A 23,758-nucleotide genomic window follows, 5' to 3' on the forward strand; every position below is an offset into this window, starting at 1 on the left:
ATGTCATCTGCAAGTGATTGGAGCGGGAAACGAGACTCGAACTCGCGACCCCGACCTTGGCAAGGTCGTGCTCTACCAACTGAGCTATTCCCGCAACGGAATGTCACTTACACATATCTACCGGACACTGTTTGGAGCGGGAAACGAGACTCGAACTCGCGACCCCGACCTTGGCAAGGTCGTGCTCTACCAACTGAGCTATTCCCGCAACAGAATGTCATCTGCAAGTGATTGGAGCGGGAAACGAGACTCGAACTCGCGACCCCGACCTTGGCAAGGTCGTGCTCTACCAACTGAGCTATTCCCGCATCGGAATATCACTTACATATTTTTGGAGCCAGCAACGAGAATCGCGCTCGCTACCCCGACCTTGGCAAGCACTGAACATGCTCTACCAACGCGGTGACTCCGGCACTGCATATTGGAGCGGGAAACGAGACTCGAACTCGCGACCCCGACCTTGGCAAGGTCGTGCTCTACCAACTGAGCTATTCCCGCAACATGGATTGTCTTGAGGCTGTGCTGATGATTGGAGCGGGAAACGAGACTCGAACTCGCGACCCCGACCTTGGCAAGGTCGTGCTCTACCAACTGAGCTATTCCCGCATCGGAACGTCATCAGCAAACATTTTGGAGCGGGAAACGAGACTCGAACTCGCGACCCCGACCTTGGCAAGGTCGTGCTCTACCAACTGAGCTATTCCCGCAAAACCTGAAAACAGACCGTACAGCATTTGGTTGCTTGCGCTACTGTACGGGAGCCGAATTATAAGAGCAGACATTCCAATTGCAAGGGCTTTTTTGTCTGGTTGCAGCCGTTCGCTCAAAAGCTGGCCGAACTGCTGATTTTAGCAACCGAACGACGGCAAACCCTTGCCAGCCACTCAGATTTTGAAGACGTGGGTGCGGTAGAACTGCAGTTCGGCGATGGATTCGCGGATGTCGTCCAGCGCCTGGTGGGAGCCGCTCTTCTTGAATTGATCCAGCAGTTCAGGCTGCCAGCGACGGACCAGCTCCTTGATGGTGCTGACGTCCACGTTGCGGTAATGGAAGAAGGCTTCCAGATCGCTCATGTGCTTGACCATGAAGCGGCGATCCTGGCCGATGCTGTTGCCGCACAGGGGGCTGGTGCGCTCCGGCACCCACTGGCGAATGAAGGCGAGGGTCTCGGCAACGGCCTTGGCCTCGTCGTACTCACTCGCCTTGACCCGTGCCACCAGCCCGCTCTTGGTGTGGGTGTTGACGTTCCAGTCATCCATCTTGCCCAGCTCTTCCTCGCTCTGGTGGATGGCGATGACCGGCCCTTCGGCCAGCACGTTCAGGTCCTTGTCGGTGACGATGGTGGCGATCTCCAGTACCACGTTCTCTTCGGGGTCCAGACCCGTCATCTCCATGTCGATCCATACCAGGTTCTGCGCGCTGACTGTCATGATTGCTCTCTCTATTGGGAGGAATGGCGGAATTTTGCCAATTTGCATGTATCATACTGGCTTTGAATCTGTTCATAAACTGGCAAACCCCGTGGCAAAGAAAGCAAAACTCAATCTGGGTCAACAAAGGCGCGTCCAGGCCAACCGCGAGCGGCGGCTGCAAAAAGAGCACACCACAGAGGTGGATGACACCCTGTTCGGCCCCGCCATCGAAGGGGTGGTAATCAGCCGCTTCGGCCAGCACGCGGATGTCGAGGCGAGCGATGGTGCCATCCACCGCAGCAACCTGCGGCGCAGCAGCATCAGCAGCCTGGTGTGCGGCGACAAGGTGGTGTGGCGCCCCGGCCTCAATGCCGCGACTGCCGGCGTCATCGAGGCGGTGCATCCGCGCCACTCGGTGCTGACCCGGCCGGACTTCTACGACGGGGTCAAACCCATCGCCGCCAACATCGACCAGATCATCATCGTCTCGGCGGTGATGCCCGAGTTCTCCACCAACATCGTCGACCGCTACCTGGTGGCGGCAGAAGATGTGGAGATAGCGCCCCTCATCGTGCTGAACAAGGTCGATATGCTCGATGACGCGGCCCGCGCCCGTATCGAGCACCAGCTCGAGACCTACCGCAAGCTCGGTTATGAGGTGCTGCTGGTGAGCTGCGAGAGCGGTGAGGGCATCGACGCCCTCAAGGCGGCGCTCACCGACAAGATCAGCATCTTCGTGGGCCAGTCCGGGGTGGGCAAGTCGTCCCTCACCAACGCCCTGATGCCGGGGCTGGACGTGCTCACCGGCGAGATCTCCGAGAACTCGGGGCTCGGCCAGCACACCACCACCACGGCGCGGCTCTACCACTTCCCGAGCGGCGGCGATCTCATCGACTCCCCCGGGATCCGCGAGTTCGCCCTCTGGCACCTGGAAGCCGACCGCATCACCTGGTGCTTCGTCGAGTTTCGCGACTACCTGGGTGGCTGCAAGTTCCGCGACTGCACCCACAAGGATGATCCCGGCTGCGCCCTGCGCGCCGCGGTCGAAGCGGGCGCCATCAGCGCCGATCGCTTCCACAACTACCACCGCATCCTGGAAACCATGCAGGAAGCCCGACACGGTCGCCAACAGGCGCGGCTGTGACCCGTTCAACTCATTCCCAGATGAAGATCATGAGCATCACTGACAACCTGAAAATTGCCGGTCAATACTGCCTGCCCAAACACGCCCTCTCCCGCCTGGTGGGCAAACTTGCCGCCGCCGAAGCGGGCAACCTCACCACCAAAGTGATCGAGGCCTTTATCAAGCAGTACCAGGTCGACATGAGCGAGGCGCTGCACGAGAGCCCTGCCCACTACAAGAGCTTCAACGCCTTCTTCACCCGCGAGCTCAAACCCGGCATCCGCCCCGTGGTGGAAGACGCCATGACCCTGGCCCTGCCGGTGGATGGCACCGTCAGCCAGCTCGGGCCCATCAGCCAAGGTCGCATCATCCAGGCCAAGGGCCACGACTACAGCGCCCGCGAGCTGCTAGGGGGCTATGAAGATCTGGTGGCCCCGTTCAAGGATGGCGACTTCGCTACCATCTATCTGGCACCCAAGGATTACCACCGCATCCACATGCCGCTGGACGGCGTGCTGGAGAGCATGGTGTTCGTGCCGGGGGATCTCTTCTCCGTCAACCCCCTCACCGCCGAGAACGTGCCCAACCTGTTTGCCCGCAACGAGCGGGTGGTGGCCACCTTCCGTACCCCCCACGGCCCCATGGCCCTGGTGCTGGTCGGTGCCACTATCGTCGCGAGCATCGAGACCATCTGGGCCGGCAACATAGCGCCGACCAAAGAGAAGAAGGTGGTGCGCTGGGACTACACCGGCGACGAAGCCATCACCCTGCAAAAGGGGGCCGAGATGGGCCTGTTCAAGCTGGGCAGCACAGTGGTCTGCCTGTTTGGCCCGGGCATGCTGGCCGGTTTCGAGCCGCACCTGGCCAACGGGGTCACCACCCGCATGGGTCAGCCCTTTGCCACCCTGGCGGCGCAAGCATGAGCGATCAACCCGCTTCCCAGAAGAACAACCCGCTGCACGGGCTGACCCTGGAGGCCATCGTCACCGCCCTGGTCGCGCACTATGGCTGGGAAGCGCTGGGGCAGCAGATCAATATCCGCTGCTTCACCGATAATCCCAGCATCAAGTCCAGCCTGAAGTTCTTGCGCAAGACCCCCTGGGCCAGAGAGAAGGTCGAAAGCCTCTATCTGTACGTCCAGCGCAAGCAGGCCAAAGAGAAGGAGTGACGCCATGGCGTTCAAGATTACCTATACCTACAAGAAGCAGGCCAGGGAGATTGGCTACGCCAACGACAAGTTCAACAGCATCTATGATGCCGTTGCCGCCGCCGAGGGGATCGATCTGACCCGCTTCCACGCCATGGAAGAGCAGCTGGCACAGGTGTGCCGCCGCGACAAGAAGAGCGTGAAGGATTACCGGGAGAACTACTTCAAGGAACTGGGCTTCTCCAACATCGTCATCGAACGGGACGCCAAGGAGTAACCATGCGCACCCTGACCCTGATGGCGGCCACCCTGCTGCTGGCCGCCTGCAACACGACACCGAAGGAGCCCCTGGTCGGCGCGGATCGCGACGAACATGGCTGCATCGGCAGCGCGGGCTATCAATGGTCGGCGCTGGCAGGCCAGTGCGTGCGTCTGTTCGAGCAGGGCATTCGCCTCAACCCGACCGATGCCGGTCAGACCGTCAGCGCTTTCGTGCTGTTCAATGCCGATCAGAGTCAGGCCGAGCTGACCCTGCCAGAGGGCGAGCCGATCCGGCTGATCCGCCAGGGCGAAGAGGGCAACTGGTCCTGGCAGGGCGGCGGCTATCAGCTCTTCCCCTGGAAGGGGTATGTGCTCAAGTCCGGCGACCATGTGCTCTATCACGGCGATCTGACCCCCTGATCCTCTGGCTTCATCCCTCCCCCCACGCCCTGATCGGCGCTGAGCAGGCATAAAAAAACCCCGTAGCACGCAACGGGGTTTTTCATGATACCCGGCAGGATCAGTTGCCGAGGGTGGAGAACAGGCTCTGTTCCAGGCTGCCGCGGGAGACGCACACCGGGGTGATGGAGGGAGCCAGCACTCGCTCGCCGGAGGACTCGACGAAGTAGAGCTGGGTATTGCCCTTGACGTTCACGGTGGCGACGCTGTTGTTGCCGCTCTGGGTGATGATCAGGTTGATCTGCAGGTTGGGGTTGCCCAGCGCCACCTTGGACCCCATGGTGCCGCAATCCAGCCACTCCAGACCATCGGCCGAGTTTTCCACGTTGGCGGTCATCAGACCGGCACCACGCTGGCTGTTCTCGATGTTCAGGCCGTGATCGCCGAACCACTTCTCGGCACGGGCCCACACCAGATCCACCGGGATCGCCATCTCCTGGGTGTTGTTGGTTGCCTTGGCAACCGGCGGGGTATAGCGATACTGCTCGCCGCCGTTGTTGTCGCTCGCACAACCCACCATCAACAGGGCCAGGGCGCCCCCCATTATCTTCTTCATGCTGCTTCTCTCATCCATAAGGCCATAGGCCAACCGGCGGCTATTATGGCGATCGCGACACAGGCTGTCAGCAGGGATCCGCACAAATGGCGTACTCTTAACCCAGGCTTTACAAAACCCACCTGTTATCATAGATTTGCTCGAAGTCTCCCCCGTGAGTGCTCTCGTGACTTCTTCGCTCTCCCTGGCGCTGCTGCAGCAGATCATCGACCAGTTACCCATGAATATCTTCTGCCGGGACAAGCACGGACGGTACCTGTTTGCCAACAAGGCATTCGCCAGGGAAGCCGGCCTGCAAGACCCGAGCGAACTCATTGGCAAGAGCGATGCCGAGATGCCCTGGGGGGATGTATTCCGGGAGGAAGATGACCGCCTGCTGGCCGACGGCAAACCCCTGCTGCACCAGCAGCTCCATTGCCACAGCGGCGAAGGCGCCAGCTGGATGGAGATCAACAAGGTTCCCCTGTATGACGAGCACGGCGACCCCATCGCCCTGTTTGCCATGGTCAGCGCCATCGATCAGCGCAAGGAGCTGGAGCAAACCTTCCGCCAGCAGCAGTTGCTGCAACGCCGCCTGCTGGATGCCATTCCCGACCTCATCCGTCTCGAGGATCACCAGGGCGTGCTCATCGACTGCAACCAGGCCTTTCTCGACTTCATGGGGCTGGTGGCAAGCGAGGCTCTGGGTCGGCGCGTCCCGCCCCGGCTGCCCGTCGAACAAACCCTGGGTCAGGGGGAGTATTGCGTGGTGGATGCCCAGGGCAGAGGCCGCCATCTGGAGGTCACCCGGGTCGAGGTGCCGGATGACGAGGGCAACTCCCTCGGCATCCTTACCCTGAGCCGCGACATCACCGGGCTGCGCACCACCCAGGCCCAGTTGCAGCAGGAGCAGCACTACGACAGCCTGACCGGCCTGCTCAAGCTCTCCCACTTCCTCCAGACCAGCCGTCATCTGGGCGCCCGCAAGGCCAGCCTGCTGCTGGTGGATCTGCAACATTTTCGCGAGATCAACGATCGCTTCGGCATCCGGGTCGCCGACCGCCTGCTGAGCCAGGTGGCCCGCCGCCTGCAACGGCTGGCGCCGCCCCAGTCCCTGCTCTGCCGGGTCGCGGCGGATGACTTCGCCCTGCTGCTGCCCGAGCTCCCCCTCTCTCTGGATACGTGGAGCCGCAACCTGCAGCAGGAGCTGATGACACCCTACCAGGTCGAGGAGCACAGGATCCAGATCCCGGTGTTCCTCGGCATCGCCCATGGCAAGGCCAAGGATGCCGAGCGTCTGCTGAGCCACGCCGAGGCCGCCCTGGCCCAGGGCAAGCGCCAGCAGCAGCACTGCACCCTGTTCGACCCCGCACTCGATGCCAAGCTCAAACGCCGCCAGCTCATCGCCGCCCAGTTGCCACTCGCCATCAAGTCCGCCGAACTGACCGCCGTCTACCAGCCCATCATCTGCACCCACAGCAACCGGCTGCACGGGGCAGAGCTGCTCTGCCGCTGGCCCCATCCCGAATTCGGCATGATCTCCCCCGACGAGTTCATTCCGCTGGCGGAGGAGCTGGGGCTTATCGGCCAGCTCGGCCAGCTGATGCTGGAGCTCGGCTGTGCCCAGCTTGCCCGCTGGCAGGTGGCGGCCCCGGATCTGGTGCTCTCCATCAACCTCTCGCCCCTGCAGTTCCGCGATCCCGAGCTCTGCCCGCAGATCTTCGACTGCATCGCGCGCCACGGGCTCGCCCCCTGGCAACTGGAGCTGGAGATCACCGAAGGGGTGCTGATGGAGAATGCCGACGAGATAGAGAGCAACCTGGCCAGCCTCATCGAGGCGGGCTTCCAGCTCGCCATCGACGACTTCGGCACCGGCTACTGCTCCCTCGCCTACCTTCCCAGACTGCAGGTGGCGACCCTCAAGCTCGACAAAAGCTTCACCCAGGGGCTGGCCACCAACCAGGCCACCACCGCCATCGTGCGTTCCGTCATCGGGTTGGGCCATGAGCTTGGCATCAAGATCACCGCCGAAGGGGTGGAGACACCGGAGCAGCAGGCCTGGCTGGTGCAGGTCGGTTGCGATCGGCTGCAAGGCTATCTGTTCAGCCGCCCCCTCCCACCGGCCGACTTTGCCCGCAGCTACCAGCTGCCGGAGCAGTAAGCCAGCAACAACAAGGCCACCCGAGGGTGGCCTTGTTGTTTTTGCAAAGCGTGCATGATCTGGCGCACTTACTCCTGGAAGTAGGTGCCCCAGCCGTCGTAGTCCACCCCGTATTTCTCGAGGATGGGCAGCATCTTCTCGATGTCGGCGACGATGGTGTCGATGTCCAGCTTGCACTCCACCATGGCGTCGAAACAGAAGATGGTGGCGCCGTCGTCCAGCTCCATCTCCTCGGCGTCGGTCACTTCGAAACCGGCCTTGAACAGATCGACCGCCGCCTTCTCCAGCAGATCGAACTTCTGGCAGGCAAAGTGGTGCTCAATCTCGTAATCCAGATCCGGGTTGCTGCCATCGGCCAGCAGCTCGTTGACGATGGCGGCGGTCTCTTCGCGCCACTCTTGCATATTGGTATTCATATAAACCCCAGGCGATGTTGGATGGATGTCACCCCTGCCAGCCGCGTCGGCCCGGACCATGGCCAGGGGATGAGTGCGGCAAAGCATACCCGCAGAGCGCGGCAGGCTCAATCGATGGGCCAAGATAACTGGCGCCTCTTCCGGCTTGGCGCCAGCGGGCAGCCCTCGGCACGTCAGGCAGCTCGCCCCCTTCATGATGTTCTGCTGGCCGTCGGCCCACCCTGCCCCGCAGGCGCCCCTCTTTTCATGGTTAAAACGGGGAAATCGGTCCAATCACGGGAAGATTGCTCGGATATCGAGCGAACGGTACATCAATCTGCGGCCTGTGGTTGACACCTCAGTCCAGAAAGGGTTTAATGCGCGCCGTTGCCCAGATAGCTCAGTCGGTAGAGCAGGGGATTGAAAATCCCCGTGTCGGCGGTTCGATTCCGTCTCTGGGCACCAACTATTCCTCCTTAGTTCAGTCGGTAGAACGGCGGACTGTTAATCCGTATGTCACTGGTTCAAGTCCAGTAGGAGGAGCCAAATTCGAAAGGCCCGCTCAGATGAGCGGGCCTTTTTGCATCTGTCATTTACTCACATGCCGGGGCTAGTAGTGGTTTTCGTCCCCATGCCATACGTGTCCGGCCGAGCAGGCCCGGGCGACTTCGTGGCAGGGGTCGTCCGCATGGCGGCGGAAGAAGTGCTGATCCTGTTGCAGCAGGAGCGAACTCATCGAGTGGCTCATGCCAGCCAGTGCCTCGCCGGCGGTCAATCCTGCAACCCGGTGATCTGTGGCCAAATGAGCCAGGACTTTTTCACGACTGTTCATGATCGCCTCCCTCTGTGGATCCGGTCGTAAATTGACCATAGCAGCCGTGCTCTGCATACCGCAAACCCGCGTCAGCAAAGGGCTACAGGCAGGTCCCGACCTTCTGCTCCGGCATGAAAAAACCCGCTCATGACAAGCGGGTCTGTTTCACTCAGCTAACCGCCGTTGCAGGCCGCCAGCAACAGAGTGGCACCACAGGTGGCGCTGAACACCAGCAAACCCACCTGCAGCACCCCCTCCGGATCCCTCTGTGTGCGTCTCTTGCGAACACGTATCCATCTCGGCTTCATCGAGCCAACTCCATCCAGTTTCCTGCACCCGGGGTGCTGACCTATCCCTGCCCGTCCCGGCAGGCGGCTCATCTTTGTCCAGTTGCAGCCCGCCGTCAACCGCGGCGAAACCACACCTTGTACGACACCGACCTTAGGCTCCATCTCTGTTAACAATCTGGAAAACCGGCGTGACCCGCCCCTGCGCCAGGGCTATGATGAGGCCGACGATTTTCCTACCCTCAGGGAGACCCCAGATGAGCAGCCCCTTGCACTATGTGCTGGATGGCATCCATTGCGAGCCACACTTTTTTACCGTGCCCCTCGACCACCAGCATCCCGACGAGGAGGCGACCCTCACCCTGTTTGGCCGCACCCTCTGCCGCAAGGACAAGCTGGATGATGACCTGCCCTGGTTGCTCTATTTGCAGGGGGGCCCGGGCTTTGGCGCTCCTCGCCCGACCGCCGATGGCGGCTGGATCAAGCGGGCCCTGCAGGAGTTTCGGGTGCTGCTGCTCGATCAGCGCGGCACCGGCCACTCCACCCCCATCAGTGCTGACGCCCTGGCGGGGATGACCCCAGGTCAGCAGGCGGACTACCTCGGCCATTTTCGCGCCGACAGCATAGTGCGCGACGCCGAATGCATTCGCGAGGTGCTGAGCCCGGGGCGCCCCTGGAGCCTGCTCGGCCAGAGTTTCGGCGGCTTTTGCAGCCTTACCTATCTCTCGTTGTTCCCGCGGAGCCTGCACGAGGTCTACCTCACCGGCGGCGTGGCACCCATCGGGCGCAGTGCGGATGAGGTCTACCGCGCCACCTACCAGCGGGTAGCGGACAAGAACCGCGCCTTCTTCACCCGCTTCCCCCATGCCCAGGCCCTGGCCAACCGGCTGGCCAACCACCTGCACCACTACGATGTGCGCCTGCCCAACGGCCAGCGCCTGACGGTGGAGCAGTTGCAGCAGCAGGGGCTGGATCTGGGGGCCAGCGGCGCCTTCGAGGCACTTTACTTCCTGCTGGAAGACGCCTTCATCGGCGAACGCCTCAACCCCGCCTTCCTCTATCAGGTGCAGGCCATGCAGCCGTTCAACACCAACCCGGTGTTCGCCATCCTGCACGAGCTCATCTATTGCGAAGGGAGTGCCAGCAACTGGGCGGCCGAGCGGGTGAGAAGGGAGTTCCCTGCCCTGGCCTGGGCGCCAGGCAAAGATTTCGCCTTCACCGGCGAGATGATCTTCCCCTGGATGTTCGAGCAGTTCCGCGAGCTCATTCCCCTGAAGGAGGCCGCCCACCTGCTTGCCCAGAAAGCGGACTGGGGTCCCCTCTACGACCCGGCGCAGCTGGCCCGCAACACTGTGCCGGTGGCCTGCGCCGTCTATGCCGAGGACATGTACGTGGAGTTTGACTACAGCCGCGACACCCTGAAGGGGCTTGGCAACAGCCGCGCCTGGATCACCAACGAGTACGAACACAACGGCCTGCGGGTCGATGGCGAGCGGATCCTGGATCGGCTCATCCGCATGAACCGGGATCGCTGATCCCGCCGGGTGCACGCCCGCAGCAAGACAACAAGTTCGAGGGCGGCCCATGAGCCGCCCCGCCCATGGAAGCAACACAAAATAACAAGGACACCCATTGGATCATCCGGAAATCTCGGCCGGCTGGCTGAGTCGCCTCTTCTATCGCTGGACCGGCCCGCTGCTGCGCAAGGGGCTCACCCAGCCCCAGGTCAGTCTCGACGATCTCTATCCCCTGCTGCCGGAAGACAGGCGCGACGGCCGCGCCGACGCCTTCCTCGCGCTCACCGCCCGCCAGCCGGTGCGCCCCTGGCCCTTGACCGCCTTTATCTGGCGCCATTACAAGGGACGGATTGGCCTGCTCACCCTGCTGCAACTGCTCGGCATGCTCGCCACCCTGACCAGCCCCTGGCTGCTCAACCACAGCATGACCCAGCTCGGCACCGATGCCACCACTGGCCACAAGCTGCTGCTGGCCCTGGCCCTGTTCGCCTCCGTGCTCGCCGCCGGCATGCTGGCGGAGCACTCCCTGCAACTGGCCCTCAAGATGCACGTGCCCATCCGCCGTCTGCTGGCCGAATCCCTGCTCGCCAAGGTAATGAAGCAGGGTGGCAAGAGCTTCGACGACAGGGCCGGCGGCCGGGTTCAGAACCTCATCAACCGGGACGTGTGGGACATTACTTGGATCCTGGCTGACCCCGCCATGCCGGTCACCATGGCGCTGCAACTCATCGGCACCATCGCCCTGCTGGTGTGGCAGGTGGGCAGTGCCGGTCTGGTGGGCTTCGCGGTGCTGGCCCTGCTGCTGCTCATCTCCACCCGGGTGGTACGGCGCATGAACCAGCAGGAGCAGCAGCTCAAGCGTCAACAGGACGAGCGCAACGGCATCCTGGCGGAATACATCAAGAAGCTGCGGCTGGTGCGCCAGAACGGGCTTGGCCCCTTCTTTACCCGGGCGGCCAACACCAAGCGCCAGCAGGAATTGGGGGTGCTGGGCAGGGTGCTCAGGCTCGATGCCATCAACGAAGGGCTGATGCTGAGCACTCCCCTGCTGGTGACCCTGGCCACCTTCACCACCTACCTGGCGTCGGGCAACACCCTCACCCTGCCCCAGGTGTTCACCACCATCGCCCTGTTTACCGTGCTGCGCATCCCCATGATGCGACTGCCCTACCTCATCCGCACCCTGATCAACTTCAACACCGGCTTCAACCGGCTGTGCGAGTTCCTGAACAGCCCGGAGCAGCACCGGGAACTCGATGATCCCGCCCTGCCGGCGGGGGCCCTCCACCTGGAAGGCGTCAGTGCCTTGCACCAGCAAAAACCGGTGCTCGAGGGAGCCAACCTCGCCATCGCACCGGGGGAGCTCGTGGGGATCACCGGGGCCACCGGGGCGGGCAAGAGCTGCCTGCTGCATCTGGTTGCCGGCTTTGACAGCGAGTTTGCCGGCAGCATCCGTCGCCACGGCCGGGTTGCCCATCTGGGCCACAAGCCCTGGCTGATGAACGACACCATCCGCAACAACATCCTGTTCGGCCAGCCCTGGCACGCCGAGCGCTATCGTTGGGTGCTCGGCGCCTGCGCCCTCACGGCCGATCTCGCGCTGCTCAGCCACGGGGATCAAACCCTGGTGGGGGAGCTCGGCACCCGCCTCTCCGGCGGCCAGCAGCAGCGGGTCGCCCTGGCTCGCGCCCTCTACGCCCGGGCCGATATCCTCCTGCTGGACAACCCCTTGTCTGCGCTCGACCCCATGGTCGCGGCCCAGGTACTGGAGCAGGGGCTCGCCTTCAAGCCGGGGCCGACCCGGCTCCTAGTGAGCCACGACCCGGATGTGCTGGCCAGGTGCGATCGGGTGATCCGCATCGAGCAGGGGCGCCTGGTGGAGCTCGATGCCCACCAGTTGGCGGATCTTGTCCAGCATCCCCAGCCCGCCCCGCCGGTGCCCCCTCAGGAGGCGGAGCAGTTCAGCGAGGAGAAAGTGGTGGAGGGCAAGGTGGACTGGGGGCTGTTTGGCTTCATGTGGCAGCGCCTCGCCGCCCCCGGTGCCATCCTGCTCGTCCTGCTGCTCACCCTGGGCCAGGAAGGGCTGCGCATCGCCTCGGATCTCTGGCTCGGCGGCAAGGCCGAGGTGAGCGACGTCACGACCCTGCTCGGCATCTATGTGCTGCTGGGGGCGGGCTCCCTCACCTGCATCATGGCGGTGCGGGTCATCAACTACAAACTCGGCCTCAAGCTGGCCTGGACCCTGTTTGACGGCATGCTGGGACGCATCAGCCGCGCCCCCATGGCCTTCTTCGACAAGGTCCCCCAGGGGCGCATCCTCAACCGCTTCGACCGGGATCTGGGGGAGGCGCAGGAGATGCTGCTCTCCATGCTGGTGGGACTGTTCGGCATGCTGGTGTCCGTGGCCTTGCAGGTGGTGGTGATCGGCATCAATATTCCCCTGCTGCTGCTCATCGCCCCCCTGGTGGGATGGGCGCTCTATGTGTTGCAGCGCCGCTACCGGGCGGTGCAACTCAAGCTGCGGCGCCAGTCCTCGGTGCTGCGCTCCCCGCTCTACATCAGCATCAGCGAGACCATCCGCGGCGCCCCCGCCCTGCGCCTGGCCGGGGCCGAGCGTTTCGCGCTGGACCAGGTGCTGCACCACTATGACAACAACCTGCGCAGCTGGTACACCACCACCTCCATCAACCGCTGGCTCGGCATGCACCAGACCCTGCTCTCCGCCGCCCTGGTGGGGGCCGTGGCACTCATGGTGGCCTTTGGCAACAGCCCGCTGCTGGGGGCCGTGGCCATCACCTATGCCTTTACCGCTTCCGCCATGCTCAACTCCCTCATCCGCACCTTTGCCGAAGTGGAACAGGTGATGAACGCGGTAGAGCGGGTGCGCGAATACAGCGAAATAGAGAGCGAACGCCAGGAGGGAGAGGCCCTCACCACCCCTCACCCCGCAGTGCGCTTCGACAACCTGGGACTGCGCTACCCCCAGACCAGCCAGTGGGCGCTGCACAAGGTGAGCTTCGAGCTGGCCCCAGGTGAAAAGGTGGGTGTGTGCGGGCGTACCGGGGCAGGCAAAAGCTCCCTGCTGGGGGTATTGCAGGCCATGTATCCCGCCTCCCAGGGAGAGATTTTCTACGGCAATCAGCCACTGTCACGACTTGCACCGGAGGCGGTGCGCGATCTCTACGACACCGTCTCCCAGATCCCGCTCACCTTCTTTGGCTCCTTGCGGGCCAATCTGACGCCCCTGACCGAGCATGACGACGCCGTGCTTGAGCAGGCGCTGGCCCGGGTGGGCCTCGCCGAGCGCTGCGCCGGGCGGCTGGATGAGGATCTCGACAGGCTGCAACTCTCCGCCGGCGAGACCCAGTTGTTGGTGATCGCCCGCATCCTGCTGTCGCGCCGACCGCTCATCGTGCTGGACGAAGCCACCTCGGACCTCGATCACGGCGGCATGCGCAAGATGGCGGAGCTGCTCTACCGCTACCGGCCGGAGGCCAGCTACCTGGTGATCGCCCACCATCTGGAGCCGCTCTTGTCGGTGGACAAGGTGGTGGTGATGGAGGCCGGCACCGTGGTGGAGCAGGGTTCGCCGGTGAGCCTGCTGGCCAACCCCCACTCCCGCTTCCACCAGCTGTTCGTGGGTCAGGTGAACCGCCAGGTGCCCCAGACGGTGTGAGGGCTGAAAATGACAAGGGCTGCCCGCGGGCAGCCCTTGTTGCTTGAGGAGAGCCTCAACGCTCCATGATCTGGGTGATGTCGTCCTTGTTGATATGCACTTCCCTCCCCTCTTCATCGTAATAGCGATACATGCCTGTGGTCTCGTCCAACCTGGGTTTGCTGTCGGTGGCAATCATCTTGCCATCCTTGGTGCTCATGATGTATTGGGAGCTGCACCCCGCCAATCCCAACAGACAAACCAGCATCATCACAGCTTTCATCACTCTCCCCTTCTTCACGCTCACCCTGGCGGTGATAGATGAAGCCTAGCTCAGGGTGGGTTTCAGACTGCAGCAACCACAAAATTAGAGCAAAAAGTCAACCCCACCAGACAAAATCCATACGACACCCCCGCACAGATACCAGAAACAAAGTCATTACGCCCTGCATGTTGAATTATCCACACACAGTCACATACCCGGTCATTTATTGTGCCTTCTGTTCAAAGAAAGGAATAATCCGAGATTGGTCATAGGAATTGTCTGATATATGTTGCAAAAAAATACACTTTTGATAAATTTCCGCGCGGAAAACAAATCTCATAGTCATTGCCAATACAATCAACAATTTGACGCTTTGACCATCGGGATACGACGCACACTGTCGTCTAGCCTGAAAAAAATAACAAAAAATATACATCCCATGCCGATTTGCCCTTCGGATGCGGTAGCCATGTCTTTTTATCCCTGACCAGCATGGACGTTGTGACACGCATAATGAGTGAAGGCACAATAATTGCCGTACACAGGGCAGCACACTGACCCCAAGTACCAATCATGCCATCCCTGCCCCTGCGGGTGGTTTGTTCCTCATGCTGACAGCGCTGGGCATACCCGGACCTTCCATTACCTGGGTACCTTGCATATAAAAACGTCACACAAGCATGTTCTAATATACGGGGCTTGTTATTTTTCACGGATATATAAAGAAAGTCTAATTTACTCGATGACCGAGTAAACCCCCTATTTATTACCCACCATCTTCAGCAATCTGAACAAACACATTGCAAGGCTTTACCTAAAATGAAATTTATAACAGCGCCATGGATATTAGCTGCGATTAGTTTAAATGTATTCGCTGCGCCGCAAATCAGCCCGCAGATGATGGAACAATTCAAGCGCCTGCCCGCTGATCAGCAACAGGCTCTGGCCAAGCAATACGGTATTTCTGTCGACCAGTTCCAGAATGCTAGCGCCATGACCCCTGTCACCCCGTCAACACCGGTAGCTGCGCCACGGGAGGTCGACTATAGCCAGGTATCCCAGCGCCCGCTGATCGCAGGGGTAGCCCAGCCAGGGGAGCTCCAACCATTCGGTTACAATGTGTTCGCCGGGGAACCCATTCTGGATGCCCCCGTGACCGACATGCCCGTTGCTGATGATTATGTCATTGGCCCGGGGGATGAAATCCATGTACAGCTGTATGGCAAGGAAAACGCGGTCTATGACCTGAGCGTCGGTCGCGAAGGCTTCATCGATTTCCCCAGTCTCGGTCCTATCTCTGCCAGTGGATTGACCTTCCAGCAATTCAGAAGCGACCTTGAAACCCGGATCAAGGAGCAGATGATAGGCGTCAACTCCTTCATCAGCTTTGGTTCCATGCGCGCCATGCAGGTATTTGTGATGGGGGATGCCTATCGCCCCGGTGCCTACAATGTCAGCGGCATGGCGACCGTCACCCAGGTCTTGCAGGCGGCTGGCGGCATCGACACCGTCGGCTCCCTGCGCAAGATCCAGGTCAAGCGGGCCGGACAGAAAGTCATCGATGTGGATCTGTACAAGATGCTGGTCTGGGGGGATACCAGCCAGGATATTCGCTTGCAGGCGGGGGATACCGTCTTCGTCCCGGCCAAAGGCAGTGAAGTGTCCATCAGCGGACTGGTCAAGCGCCCCGCCATCTACGAATTGAGAAATTCGGCGCCCCTGGCGGACGTGCTCGCCCTGGCCGGTGGCGTAAAGGCGTCCGCCTTGCAGGAAGTCTCGGTAGAACGTCATACAGATACCGGTCTGAAGGTCTTCAACCTGACGCTGGCCAATGGCCATGATCGTCAGTTCAGCATCCGGGACGGTGACAAGATTTCGGTCAAACCGAGCAGCACCGAGTACAGCCAGGCCATCGTCGTCAAAGGGGCCGTGGTACGTGATGGCGTCTACAGCTATACCCCGGGCACCCGCATCAGCAACCTGCTCAAGAGCGTTCAGCGGGATCTCCTATCAGCGACCGACCTGAGCTATGCCCTGGTCGTCAGGGAAGTGGATTCCCAACGCAATATCAGCGTTATCCAGTTCAACCTGGGCAAGGCGCTGCAACAGCCGGGCAGCAAAGACGACGTGGTACTCCAGGCCAGGGACCAGGTACTGGTGTTCCGCAACGATGCCACTGACCGGCTCAGAGAGACCGCCGCAACCTCGACAAGAGTGCAAGATCTCAAGACCAAGACGAGAGAGCTGGACAACGCCGCCATGATGCGGACCGACGTCTCCACAGGCGCCGATGTCAAGACTGACGAGCTCAGCAATGACTCTCAGATCAAGCTCTCCTCCCTGTCCGACAAGACCGCCACGGACGCAGTGGTCGCCGATTCACGGCAAGCCCTTCTGGCGCCTGTCATCGAGCGCCTGAAGGCACAGTCTACCCTGGGTCAGCCGGTGAAGATCATGGAAGTGCGTGGTGAAGTGAAATACCCGGGCCTCTACCCGCTGACCGACAACAGCCGCATGTCCGATGCCATCCTGGCCGCCGGCGGATTCAACGAGCAGGCCAACGTGGTCGAACTCTCCCGCGTCAATGAGCGGGGCGACAGTATCCTGGTACAGAACGAACGATTCTCGCTGGATACCGCCAACAGCCCTTACGGTTCACCGCTGCTGCAATCCAAGGACAACATCAACGTCCTGCCCCATCCCCAGTGGCGGGAAGAGGCGACCGTCCAAGTCTTCGGTGAAGTGAAATTCCCGGGCACTTACACCGTGCGCCGGGGAGAAAGCCTGCATGATCTGATCGAGCGAGTGGGTGGCATCACGACCTACGCCAACCCCAACGGGGCCATCTTCGCCCGCAAGGCCCTGCGCAAGCAGGAGGAAGAGCGGCTGGTGATGCTGCGCGATGAACTTCGCCAGGAGATCTCGACCATGACCTTGCGCAGACAGAGCACCATTGCCAACTACAGCAGCTCCCCTGCCGAAGCCATGTCGGTGGTCAACCAGCTGGAAAACAGCAAGGCCATCGGACGCATGACCATCGACATGCCAGCCCTGCTGGCCGGAGAGAAACAGTCAGACGTCCTGCTTGAGGATGGCGACAAACTCTATATCCCGACCATGCAGAACGTGGTCTCCATCGCGGGCATGGTGCAGTTCCCCTCTTCCCATATCTACAAAGAGGAGACCAGCATCAACGAGTACATCAGCCTGGCCGGTGGAACCAAGAAGCAAGCCGATACCGATCGCGTCTATGTCATCAAGGCCAACGGCAGCGTGATGCTGCCCAATGACAGCTGGTTTGGCGGACGCAAGAGCCTGGAGCCGGGGGACACCATCATAGTGCCGGTGGATACCGACTATCTGGACAACCTGAGCATCATGTCTTCGGCGACCCAGATCATGTATCAGTTGGGCGTCGCCTGGTCCGCCATCAAGTAACGCGCTGGACGCGTCCAGTCATATTCCATAGGACTCATCACATCATCATGGAAGCACAAAAAGCGAACGTCATTCCCTTGCCGAGGGATCTTGCTCCGGCAAGCGATGAAATCGACCTGCGAGAGCTGGCTATTGCCCTGTGGCAAGGCAAGTGGTGGCTCTTTGCCACCACATTGATCGCGACCTGTCTCGCCGTTGCCTTCGCACTGTGGAGTCCCAACATCTATCGTGCCGAAGCGCTCCTGACCCCCTCCCTTGAACAACAGGGGGGAGGACTCTCCGCGCTGGCCTCCCGCTTCGGCGGGCTGGCCAGCCTGGCCGGGGTCGATCTGGGCAACAAAGGAGGAGACAAGGCTTCCATCGCCATCGAGGTGGGCAAGTCGCGGCTGTTTCTCGGGGAGTTCATTCGCCGCCATCAACTGGCCGTCCCCCTGATCGCCGCCACCGGCATGGATAAAACCACGGGGGAGCTGCTCATCGACCCCGAAGTCTATGACACCCAGTCCCAACAGTGGGTCCGCGAGATGCCGCCCGGCAGGTCTCCCGAGCCCACTGACTGGGAGCTCATCAAGGCGTTCAGGAGCCTGGTCAATCTCAATAGCGACCCCAAGACAGGGCTGCTGACCGTCAGCGTCGACTTCTACTCCCCGCAACTGGCAAAACAGTGGGTGGACTGGTTGATCGACGATCTCAACAGCACCATGAAACAGCGGGATCAGGAAGAGTCAAAACGCAATATCGCCTATTTGACCGAACAACTCTCCAAGACTTCCGTTGCAGATATGCAGAAAGTCTTTTATCAATTGATAGAAGAGCAGACCAAAACCTTGATGCTCGCCGAAGTCAATCAGGAATATGTCTTTAAAGTGCTTGACCCTGCCGTTATCGCCGAAGAGAAAATAAAGCCGAAACGGGCACTCATCGTCGTATTGGGTGCCCTCTTGGGCGGCATGTTGGGGGTGATGATAATTTTGGTTCGATTTGCATTCCGTCATGATAAAAAATAATGGATGCAAATTGATCAAAAACGATGGCTTGCCATCACAATAGAGTAGAACGATCGTCGACTATTCTGATTTTATAAGGGAAATATATGAAGAAGAGTGTTTTGATTATGACTGCACTGCTGGCCCTGTCCAGCCCGACCATGGCTGTTGAAGAAGCCGCTGCTGGCGCAGGCGCCAGCACTGGTGGCGCCGCTGCCGGTGCCGGTGCTGCTAGCGCTGCTGCTGTCGGTGGCATCACCGCTGGTGCCATCGCCGTTGGCGTAGCCGCTGCTGCTGCCATCGGTGTTGCCGTTGCCGTTGCCAGCAACAACAACGACGACAACTCCTCGACTGTCACCAGCACAGCTCGTTGATATAATGAAATAAAGACTGCCTCAGGGCAGTCTTTATTGTTTTTCTATTTATTCAGTGATGCTTTCATGCTAATCAAGCGCATTCTTTTATTGCTATCAATGTTGTTGTTTGGCTGTGCAGACAGCAACGTTGATAGCTATCAACAGCTCAAATATATCTTCACTGCGGATGATGAGATAACCATTACTCCGGAAGCCATCGAAAAGCTGCCCTATGCCAGTGCATTGCTCACCGTTGACGACAGACCACCTGTATTGCTCGTGCTCGCCTTTGCCGAGGGAGACCGCCTCTCCTGGGTCAGCAGCGACAGAGGCTTGATAGTGACCGAGCATGGTCGAATTACCAAGACGCTCAAGCTGGATAATGATCTTCGCTATTTCGCCGCCACCATGGCGGATCCCTTGAGTCAGGCCGTCATTCCCGGCGATGCCCAATTCAGTTATCTGGCCGAATGGGAACAACTTCGCCACAGCGGAAGAAACCTCCACACCACCTTCAAACAGCTGGCTGATGAAAATCTGGATATCAATGGCGCCGTGCTGACGACCTCCCTCTACGAAGAGACGGTCCAGTCGGTGAAGGATGACCTGACGTGGCAGAATTATTACTGGCTGGACAAAAAGACGGGCTTGGTCAGAAAAACCATTCAGCACATCGGCCCTGACAACAGCACCATCGAGATGGTCTTCACCAAGCCCTATGCACCATGAAAAAAATCATACTCTCGCTTCTGATTGGCTATGCCCCCTGGCTTCATGCCGACAGCATCACCCGGGTGATGGTCGGCCATGCCAGCAAGACCACCATTTCCCTCTCCGATAGCCAGCGTCTGGAACAACTGTTGAATGCGCCCGGCTTGCCCGGCGACGTCTACTGGCCTGCCGCCATCATCTCCTCCCCCGCCCAAGATGAGTCTGCACAGCAAGCCAAAGAACAGCTGCTCAGCGATCTGAAAGCCCTCCAGGTTTTCTGGATGAGAGCGCATCAGGGCGGTCTGGTTCAGGCCACCCAGCAACTGCTGCGCGAGCTGGATCAGCTCGATGTGGCCGGTCGGATTGACATCAAGCTGGATCCGGATCTCAGCAGAGTGGAGCCGGCAAACAACCCTCGTCTGTCTGGCGACTATTCTCTCTATCTCTCTCGCAGGCCATCCAGCCTTTACCTGTTGGGATTGATCAACAGTCGCAGGTCCATGCCCCATGAACCCGCCAAGGGGCTGGCTGAATATTGGCAGGGCCACAGTCTGCTACCCGGCGCCAACCCTGGCGAGGTCTATCTCATCCAGCCGGATGGCCGCGTCCAGTTGTCCCCCGTCGCGGTGTGGAACGAATACCATATCGAGCCCATGCCGGGTGCAACCCTGTTTGCCGGTTTCGATCCGGCGCTGTTGCCTGCCCAGTTCAAGAACATCAATCTCCGTATTGCCGACATGATTGCTAATCGGATACCCGAGTAATGCTGACCAGAATCGCCACTCTCTCGCTGCTTGCCTCCCCCTTCGCGTTTGCCAACACGGACAGCTTCTCGCCTCTCCTCCCCACCCAGAGTGATTTTGGTGGCGTGGGCCTGCTCCAGATGCCGACGGCACGCATGGCTCCGGAAGGCGAGTTTTCATTCAACTACATGGATGACCAGGAATACCGGCGCTGGTCCATCTCCATGCAGCCATTCTCCTGGCTGGAAGCCACCCTGAGATACACCGACATTCGCACCCGGCTCTACAGCAATGACGAGAATTTCAGTGGCGACCAGACCTACAAGGACAAGGGGCTGGATGTCAAAGCCCGACTCTGGACCGAATCCACCTGGCGCCCACAGGTCTCTGTGGGCCTGCGCGATGTGATGGGGACCGGGCTCTTTGACAGCGAATACATCGTCGCCAGCAAACGCTACAAGAACCTTGATTTCACCCTGGGAATGGCGTGGGGAAACATGGGTCAGAGCGGCAACATCAAGAACCCCTTCTGTGAAGTCCGTGAAGGCTGGTGTCAGCGTGATGACGGCTTCTCGGGCAGCGGCGGCAAGTTTGAATTCGGCAGCCTGTTCCATGGCCCGGCGGCCCTCTATGGAGGGATAGAGTACCAGACCCCCTGGCAGCCCCTCAGGCTCAAGCTCGAATACGAGGGCAACGACTACAGTCACGAGTCGGCGGGGGCCATCGTTCAGAGCACCCCCATCAATGTGGGCATCGTCTACCAGCCTTACGATGTGTTCGACATGCACCTCAGCTATCAGCGCGGCAATACCCTGATGTGGGGGCTGACATGGCATACCAACTTCAACGACCCCTCCCTGTCGCTGCCCAAGGTCATGGATCCCCCCGTTCCGGCCTATCAGGCCAGCCAGGTCGACTCCCTGGAGCAGGTCGACTGGTCGACGCTCTCTTCCCAGCTGGCCAACAATGGGGGCTGGCAACAGGCCTCACTCTACAGTGATAAGGAGACCCTGACGCTGGAGGCAGAGCAGACCCGATACAGGGATCAGGCCCAGAGCGAGCAGCGAGCCACCCTGCTGGCCGTCAATGCCCTGCCTTCCACGGTGAAAGAGCTGCGCATCATCGAGCAGAAGCAGGGGATGCCCCTGCAGGAGAGCCGAGTCGATCTCGACTCCGTGCGTCGTGCCAACAGCGATCTCCCCCTCGGCCAGACACAAGAGATCGAGGTCAGCCGCCAGCCACCGGCCCCCGTCGAAGGCACACTGCGCCATGGAGCCGAACCCCGCTCATGGGATTTCAAGATAGTGCCCAAGCTGAGCCAGTCCATCGGGGGAGCCGAGAGTTTCTACATGTACCAGCTCGGGTTGAATGCCAACACCGACTGGCACATGACCGAGCACGACTGGGTGAGCAGCACCATCTTCGTCAACCTCGTCAACAACTACGACAAGTTCAATTACACCGAGCCGCCGCCCGATGGAGAGGCCCTGCCCCGGGTCCGTACCTGGGTGCGGGAGTACGTGACGTCATCGAATGTGCTGCTCAACAACCTGCAGCTCACCCACATGGACAAGTTTGCCGATGGCTGGTACGGCCAGGCCTATGGCGGTTATCTGGAGATGATGTATGCCGGTGTTGGCGGGGAGGCCCTGTATCGCCCCTTCAACCGCAACTGGGCCATCGGCGCCGATCTCAACCTGGTCAGGCAGCGGGACTGGGAGAACACCCTCCAGCTCGCCGATTACCAGATCGCCACCGGCCATGTCACCACCTACTGGCAACCGGCGTTTCTGGACAAGGTGACCGCCCAGATCTCGGTGGGTCGCTACCTCGCGGGGGACTATGGCGCCACGTTCAACTTCGCCAAGACCTTTGATTCGGGGATCAGCGCCGGTTTCTTTGCCACCTTCACCAATGTGTCGGCAGAAGAGTACGGCGAAGGGAGCTTCACCAAGGGCCTCTACATAACCATCCCGTTCGACCTGATGATGTTCAAGTCCACCATCGACAGCGCCAACATCAGCTGGGTTCCCCTGACCCGGGACGGCGGCCAGATGCTGTCGAGGAAGTACGGCCTCTACGACCAGACCAGCGTGGCCTCCTTCTGATCCCGGTTCACCATGCCTTGCAGACAAAAAAAGCACCTTCCATGAAGGTGCTTTTTTATTTCCGCTGCTCGGCATTGCCGTCTCAGTTGCCCGGCTTGCGCTCGCCGGTGACGGTGGGGTTGGCCGGATCCATGCTCCACTCGTACCAGCCGCCGTCGTAGACGCTGATCCGCTTCCAGTCCATCAGCCAGGCGTAGAAGAACGCCTCGGAGGCGCGCCAGCCGGTGCCGCAGTAGAAAGCGGCCTGCTGGGTCGGCTCGATATTCCACTCGTCCCACATGGCGAGGATCTCGCGGGCGGGCTTCATGGTGCCGTCCGGGTTGTGGAAGTCGCTCATGCTGTTGGCATCCACCCCGCCATGACCCCATCTGGCCCCGGGAATGTCCCCTTTGGGCTTGATGTAGCTGTAGCCCGAGGTATTGCCCACGAACTCGTCCCAGGTGCGAACGCTGACCAGAGCGCCGTCCGGTTGCTTGAGCAGGGCCTTGGCCTGGTCAAGGGTGGTGTAGAACTCGGGACGGGCGGGGATGGCCACGCCAAACTCCCTGGCCGGTTTGAAGGTATTGGCCAGACCGGTCTCGGTGCGCAGATGCTGCACGAACCAGGCCTCCAGCCCGCCATCCAGCAGCCGCACATCCTCGACCCCCGCATACATCATCAGATGGGCCGCACGGGCCGCCGCCATGGTGTTGCGGCCATAGAGGATGACGGTGGTGTCATGACGGATGCCGTTCTCCAGCAGCAGCGCCTTGAGCGCCTCGTCAGAGACCTTGTTCCACAGCGGCTCCCCTTCCAGCCGGTTGGTGTCGATGTAGCCGGCTCCCGGAATGTGGCTCAGCAGATAGGCCTTGGGGGATCCCCAGTCCACCTCGAACACCTTCCACTCCCCCTTGGGGGCGGCGATGACCGGTTTGCCTGCCTGCAAGTCCGCCAGCCAGAGCGGATGGACCAGCTGCTGCCAGCGTGCCAGGTGCTCCCGGGGCGCCTCTTTCCATCCCTGCAGCTCGAACAGCTGCTTGATGCCCTGCTGGCGCAGCAGACGGGCCACCTCGGCCACCTCGCGAGGGGTGCCATAGAGGGCGACGGGTTTGTCGGCCTTCAGCCCCTTGCTCGCAAGCGCCGCAGGCCACTCCTCGTCGCTGTATTTCCACTCTGCGGAGAGCAGCTCGGCACCGGCTACATGGCCCCCCTGCTTCTCCCCGTCCATGGGCCAGCCCTGATAGAAATAGCTCGGGCGGGTATCCAGGATCACCGCCTCCTTGCCCTTGGCATCCGCCAGGGAGAGCGGGGGCAGCTCGGCGGCCAGCGCGGGCCAGGCACACCAGAGCAGCAAGGCGGTCAGGCAGCTTCGCCACAGTCCAGTCATTCGTTTCATGATGTCGTCT

At 60.8% G+C, this 23,758-nt stretch carries 21 protein-coding genes and 8 tRNA genes; 16 read left to right on the forward strand and 13 right to left on the reverse strand.

Features of this window, described 5'->3' with window-relative positions; translation table 11 throughout:
• Nucleotides 1-18: 18 nt before the first annotated feature.
• The 7 genes from AB5Y93_RS09080 to orn form a co-directional block, all read right to left on the reverse strand.
• Nucleotides 19-94, reverse strand: a tRNA-Gly gene (locus AB5Y93_RS09080).
• 38 nt (nucleotides 95-132) lie between these two features.
• Nucleotides 133-208: transfer RNA gene (locus tag AB5Y93_RS09085), tRNA-Gly, on the reverse strand.
• A 24-nt stretch (nucleotides 209-232) separates the two neighbouring features.
• Nucleotides 233-308: transfer RNA gene (locus tag AB5Y93_RS09090), tRNA-Gly, on the reverse strand.
• Nucleotides 309-422: 114 nt separating this feature from the next.
• Nucleotides 423-498, reverse strand: a tRNA-Gly gene (locus tag AB5Y93_RS09095).
• A gap of 32 nt (nucleotides 499-530) precedes the next feature.
• Nucleotides 531-606 (reverse strand) — tRNA-Gly (locus AB5Y93_RS09100).
• A gap of 25 nt (nucleotides 607-631) precedes the next feature.
• A tRNA-Gly gene (locus AB5Y93_RS09105) sits at nucleotides 632-707 on the reverse strand.
• A 177-nt stretch (nucleotides 708-884) separates the two neighbouring features.
• Nucleotides 885-1,430, reverse strand: a complete 546-nt coding sequence (gene orn / locus AB5Y93_RS09110; RefSeq protein ID WP_041212448.1) for an oligoribonuclease — start codon at nucleotides 1,428-1,430, stop codon at nucleotides 885-887.
• Between the two features lie 91 nt (nucleotides 1,431-1,521).
• Here orn and rsgA point away from each other — a divergent pair, with 91 nt between their 5' ends.
• From rsgA to AB5Y93_RS09135, 5 genes are read left to right on the forward strand one after another with little or no spacing between them, the layout of a single operon-like run.
• Nucleotides 1,522-2,556, forward strand: coding sequence for a small ribosomal subunit biogenesis GTPase RsgA (gene rsgA / locus AB5Y93_RS09115; protein ID WP_042879889.1), 1,035 nt, complete (start codon nucleotides 1,522-1,524; stop codon nucleotides 2,554-2,556).
• A gap of 29 nt (nucleotides 2,557-2,585) precedes the next feature.
• The gene (gene asd, locus AB5Y93_RS09120; RefSeq protein WP_042879887.1) at nucleotides 2,586-3,458 is read left to right on the forward strand and encodes an archaetidylserine decarboxylase; all 873 of its coding nucleotides are present in this window, start codon (nucleotides 2,586-2,588) and stop codon (nucleotides 3,456-3,458) included.
• Nucleotides 3,455-3,703, forward strand: coding sequence for a VF530 family DNA-binding protein (locus AB5Y93_RS09125; protein ID WP_041212447.1), 249 nt, complete (start codon nucleotides 3,455-3,457; stop codon nucleotides 3,701-3,703). Before asd ends, AB5Y93_RS09125 begins: the two co-directional genes overlap by 4 nt.
• Before the next feature lie 4 nt (nucleotides 3,704-3,707).
• Nucleotides 3,708-3,959: a DUF2960 domain-containing protein gene (locus AB5Y93_RS09130; protein ID WP_010675489.1), complete on the forward strand. Its 252-nt coding sequence runs from the start codon at nucleotides 3,708-3,710 to the stop codon at nucleotides 3,957-3,959.
• A gap of 2 nt (nucleotides 3,960-3,961) precedes the next feature.
• Nucleotides 3,962-4,363 (forward strand): hypothetical protein, encoded by a 402-nt coding sequence (locus AB5Y93_RS09135; protein ID WP_042014295.1) that lies wholly within the window; start codon nucleotides 3,962-3,964, stop codon nucleotides 4,361-4,363.
• Between the two features lie 100 nt (nucleotides 4,364-4,463).
• On the opposite strand, the gene AB5Y93_RS09140 is transcribed toward AB5Y93_RS09135, so the two are convergent.
• Nucleotides 4,464-4,958, reverse strand: coding sequence for a hypothetical protein (locus AB5Y93_RS09140; RefSeq protein WP_029314787.1), 495 nt, complete (start codon nucleotides 4,956-4,958; stop codon nucleotides 4,464-4,466).
• A 166-nt stretch (nucleotides 4,959-5,124) separates the two neighbouring features.
• Between AB5Y93_RS09140 and AB5Y93_RS09145 the strand changes: the two genes are divergently transcribed.
• The gene (locus AB5Y93_RS09145) at nucleotides 5,125-7,098 is read left to right on the forward strand and encodes an EAL domain-containing protein (protein ID WP_069652056.1); all 1,974 of its coding nucleotides are present in this window, start codon (nucleotides 5,125-5,127) and stop codon (nucleotides 7,096-7,098) included.
• Between the two features lie 68 nt (nucleotides 7,099-7,166).
• On the opposite strand, the gene rraB is transcribed toward AB5Y93_RS09145, so the two are convergent.
• Nucleotides 7,167-7,502 carry a ribonuclease E inhibitor RraB gene (rraB, locus tag AB5Y93_RS09150; RefSeq protein ID WP_010675493.1) on the reverse strand — a complete coding sequence of 112 codons (336 nt, stop codon included), beginning with the start codon at nucleotides 7,500-7,502 and terminating at the stop codon, nucleotides 7,167-7,169.
• 380 nt (nucleotides 7,503-7,882) lie between these two features.
• Between rraB and AB5Y93_RS09155 the strand changes: the two genes are divergently transcribed.
• Together AB5Y93_RS09155 and AB5Y93_RS09160 are read left to right on the forward strand one after the other, a co-directional pair.
• Nucleotides 7,883-7,958, forward strand: a tRNA-Phe gene (locus AB5Y93_RS09155).
• Nucleotides 7,959-7,963: 5 nt separating this feature from the next.
• Nucleotides 7,964-8,039 (forward strand) — tRNA-Asn (locus tag AB5Y93_RS09160).
• A 64-nt stretch (nucleotides 8,040-8,103) separates the two neighbouring features.
• Here the strand turns inward: AB5Y93_RS09160 and AB5Y93_RS09165 are convergent.
• Both AB5Y93_RS09165 and AB5Y93_RS09170 read right to left on the reverse strand, forming a co-directional pair.
• Nucleotides 8,104-8,325, reverse strand: a complete 222-nt coding sequence (locus AB5Y93_RS09165; protein WP_010675494.1) for a hypothetical protein — start codon at nucleotides 8,323-8,325, stop codon at nucleotides 8,104-8,106.
• Nucleotides 8,326-8,480: 155 nt separating this feature from the next.
• Nucleotides 8,481-8,615, reverse strand: coding sequence for a hypothetical protein (locus tag AB5Y93_RS09170; RefSeq protein WP_080560565.1), 135 nt, complete (start codon nucleotides 8,613-8,615; stop codon nucleotides 8,481-8,483).
• 236 nt (nucleotides 8,616-8,851) lie between these two features.
• On the opposite strand from AB5Y93_RS09170, the gene AB5Y93_RS09175 reads away from it, so the two are divergent.
• A complete protein-coding gene (locus AB5Y93_RS09175) occupies nucleotides 8,852-10,129 on the forward strand; it encodes an alpha/beta fold hydrolase (RefSeq protein ID WP_368229208.1) in 1,278 nt (425 codons plus the stop codon).
• A 97-nt stretch (nucleotides 10,130-10,226) separates the two neighbouring features.
• Complete coding sequence (locus AB5Y93_RS09180; RefSeq protein ID WP_368229209.1) at nucleotides 10,227-13,787, forward strand: ATP-binding cassette domain-containing protein; 3,561 nt, start codon at nucleotides 10,227-10,229, stop codon at nucleotides 13,785-13,787.
• A 55-nt stretch (nucleotides 13,788-13,842) separates the two neighbouring features.
• Here AB5Y93_RS09180 and AB5Y93_RS09185 read toward each other — a convergent pair whose 3' ends face one another.
• Nucleotides 13,843-14,049: a YgdI/YgdR family lipoprotein gene (locus AB5Y93_RS09185; protein WP_041215736.1), complete on the reverse strand. Its 207-nt coding sequence runs from the start codon at nucleotides 14,047-14,049 to the stop codon at nucleotides 13,843-13,845.
• A gap of 879 nt (nucleotides 14,050-14,928) precedes the next feature.
• On the opposite strand from AB5Y93_RS09185, the gene AB5Y93_RS09190 reads away from it, so the two are divergent.
• From AB5Y93_RS09190 to AB5Y93_RS09215, 6 genes are all read left to right on the forward strand, one after another.
• Nucleotides 14,929-17,469, forward strand: a complete 2,541-nt coding sequence (locus AB5Y93_RS09190) for an SLBB domain-containing protein (RefSeq protein ID WP_368229210.1) — start codon at nucleotides 14,929-14,931, stop codon at nucleotides 17,467-17,469.
• 47 nt (nucleotides 17,470-17,516) lie between these two features.
• On the forward strand, nucleotides 17,517-18,476 hold the full coding sequence (locus tag AB5Y93_RS09195; RefSeq protein ID WP_151027896.1) for a Wzz/FepE/Etk N-terminal domain-containing protein: 960 nt from the start codon (nucleotides 17,517-17,519) through the stop codon (nucleotides 18,474-18,476).
• A 107-nt stretch (nucleotides 18,477-18,583) separates the two neighbouring features.
• A complete protein-coding gene (locus tag AB5Y93_RS09200; RefSeq protein WP_213319685.1) occupies nucleotides 18,584-18,829 on the forward strand; it encodes a hypothetical protein in 246 nt (81 codons plus the stop codon).
• A 66-nt stretch (nucleotides 18,830-18,895) separates the two neighbouring features.
• A complete protein-coding gene (locus AB5Y93_RS09205; RefSeq protein WP_368229211.1) occupies nucleotides 18,896-19,540 on the forward strand; it encodes a YjbF family lipoprotein in 645 nt (214 codons plus the stop codon).
• On the forward strand, nucleotides 19,537-20,286 hold the full coding sequence (locus AB5Y93_RS09210) for a capsule biosynthesis GfcC family protein (RefSeq protein ID WP_041212433.1): 750 nt from the start codon (nucleotides 19,537-19,539) through the stop codon (nucleotides 20,284-20,286). The genes AB5Y93_RS09205 and AB5Y93_RS09210 overlap by 4 nt, the downstream gene beginning before the upstream one ends.
• A complete protein-coding gene (locus AB5Y93_RS09215; RefSeq protein WP_368229212.1) occupies nucleotides 20,286-22,373 on the forward strand; it encodes a YjbH domain-containing protein in 2,088 nt (695 codons plus the stop codon). Before AB5Y93_RS09210 ends, AB5Y93_RS09215 begins: the two co-directional genes overlap by 1 nt.
• Before the next feature lie 82 nt (nucleotides 22,374-22,455).
• Here AB5Y93_RS09215 and AB5Y93_RS09220 read toward each other — a convergent pair whose 3' ends face one another.
• Nucleotides 22,456-23,748, reverse strand: coding sequence for a sulfurtransferase (locus tag AB5Y93_RS09220; RefSeq protein WP_151027893.1), 1,293 nt, complete (start codon nucleotides 23,746-23,748; stop codon nucleotides 22,456-22,458).
• Nucleotides 23,749-23,758 lie beyond the last annotated feature (10 nt).

The sequence above is a fragment of the Aeromonas sp. R10-1 genome (genome assembly GCF_040908465.1).
In the GTDB taxonomy this organism is placed as follows: Bacteria; Pseudomonadota; Gammaproteobacteria; order Enterobacterales; family Aeromonadaceae; genus Aeromonas; species Aeromonas caviae.

Excerpts from the sequence above, each read along its gene's own strand:
- orn (WP_041212448.1), bottom strand. The coding sequence starts at position 1,430 with ATGACAGTCAGCGCGCAGAACCTGGTATGGATCGACATGGAGATGACG.
- asd (WP_042879887.1), top strand. The coding sequence starts at position 2,586 with ATGAGCATCACTGACAACCTGAAAATTGCCGGTCAATACTGCCTGCCC.
- AB5Y93_RS09125 (WP_041212447.1), top strand. The coding sequence starts at position 3,455 with ATGAGCGATCAACCCGCTTCCCAGAAGAACAACCCGCTGCACGGGCTG.
- AB5Y93_RS09130 (WP_010675489.1), top strand. The coding sequence starts at position 3,708 with ATGGCGTTCAAGATTACCTATACCTACAAGAAGCAGGCCAGGGAGATT.
- AB5Y93_RS09135 (WP_042014295.1), top strand. The coding sequence starts at position 3,962 with ATGCGCACCCTGACCCTGATGGCGGCCACCCTGCTGCTGGCCGCCTGC.
- AB5Y93_RS09140 (WP_029314787.1), bottom strand. The coding sequence starts at position 4,958 with ATGAAGAAGATAATGGGGGGCGCCCTGGCCCTGTTGATGGTGGGTTGT.
- rraB (WP_010675493.1), bottom strand. The coding sequence starts at position 7,502 with ATGCAAGAGTGGCGCGAAGAGACCGCCGCCATCGTCAACGAGCTGCTG.
- AB5Y93_RS09165 (WP_010675494.1), bottom strand. The coding sequence starts at position 8,325 with ATGAACAGTCGTGAAAAAGTCCTGGCTCATTTGGCCACAGATCACCGG.
- AB5Y93_RS09170 (WP_080560565.1), bottom strand. The coding sequence starts at position 8,615 with ATGAAGCCGAGATGGATACGTGTTCGCAAGAGACGCACACAGAGGGAT.
- AB5Y93_RS09175 (WP_368229208.1), top strand. The coding sequence starts at position 8,852 with ATGAGCAGCCCCTTGCACTATGTGCTGGATGGCATCCATTGCGAGCCA.
- AB5Y93_RS09185 (WP_041215736.1), bottom strand. The coding sequence starts at position 14,049 with ATGAAAGCTGTGATGATGCTGGTTTGTCTGTTGGGATTGGCGGGGTGC.
- AB5Y93_RS09190 (WP_368229210.1), top strand. The coding sequence starts at position 14,929 with ATGATGGAACAATTCAAGCGCCTGCCCGCTGATCAGCAACAGGCTCTG.
- AB5Y93_RS09195 (WP_151027896.1), top strand. The coding sequence starts at position 17,517 with ATGGAAGCACAAAAAGCGAACGTCATTCCCTTGCCGAGGGATCTTGCT.
- AB5Y93_RS09200 (WP_213319685.1), top strand. The coding sequence starts at position 18,584 with ATGACTGCACTGCTGGCCCTGTCCAGCCCGACCATGGCTGTTGAAGAA.
- AB5Y93_RS09205 (WP_368229211.1), top strand. The coding sequence starts at position 18,896 with ATGCTAATCAAGCGCATTCTTTTATTGCTATCAATGTTGTTGTTTGGC.
- AB5Y93_RS09210 (WP_041212433.1), top strand. The coding sequence starts at position 19,537 with ATGAAAAAAATCATACTCTCGCTTCTGATTGGCTATGCCCCCTGGCTT.
- AB5Y93_RS09215 (WP_368229212.1), top strand. The coding sequence starts at position 20,286 with ATGCTGACCAGAATCGCCACTCTCTCGCTGCTTGCCTCCCCCTTCGCG.
- AB5Y93_RS09220 (WP_151027893.1), bottom strand. The coding sequence starts at position 23,748 with ATGAAACGAATGACTGGACTGTGGCGAAGCTGCCTGACCGCCTTGCTG.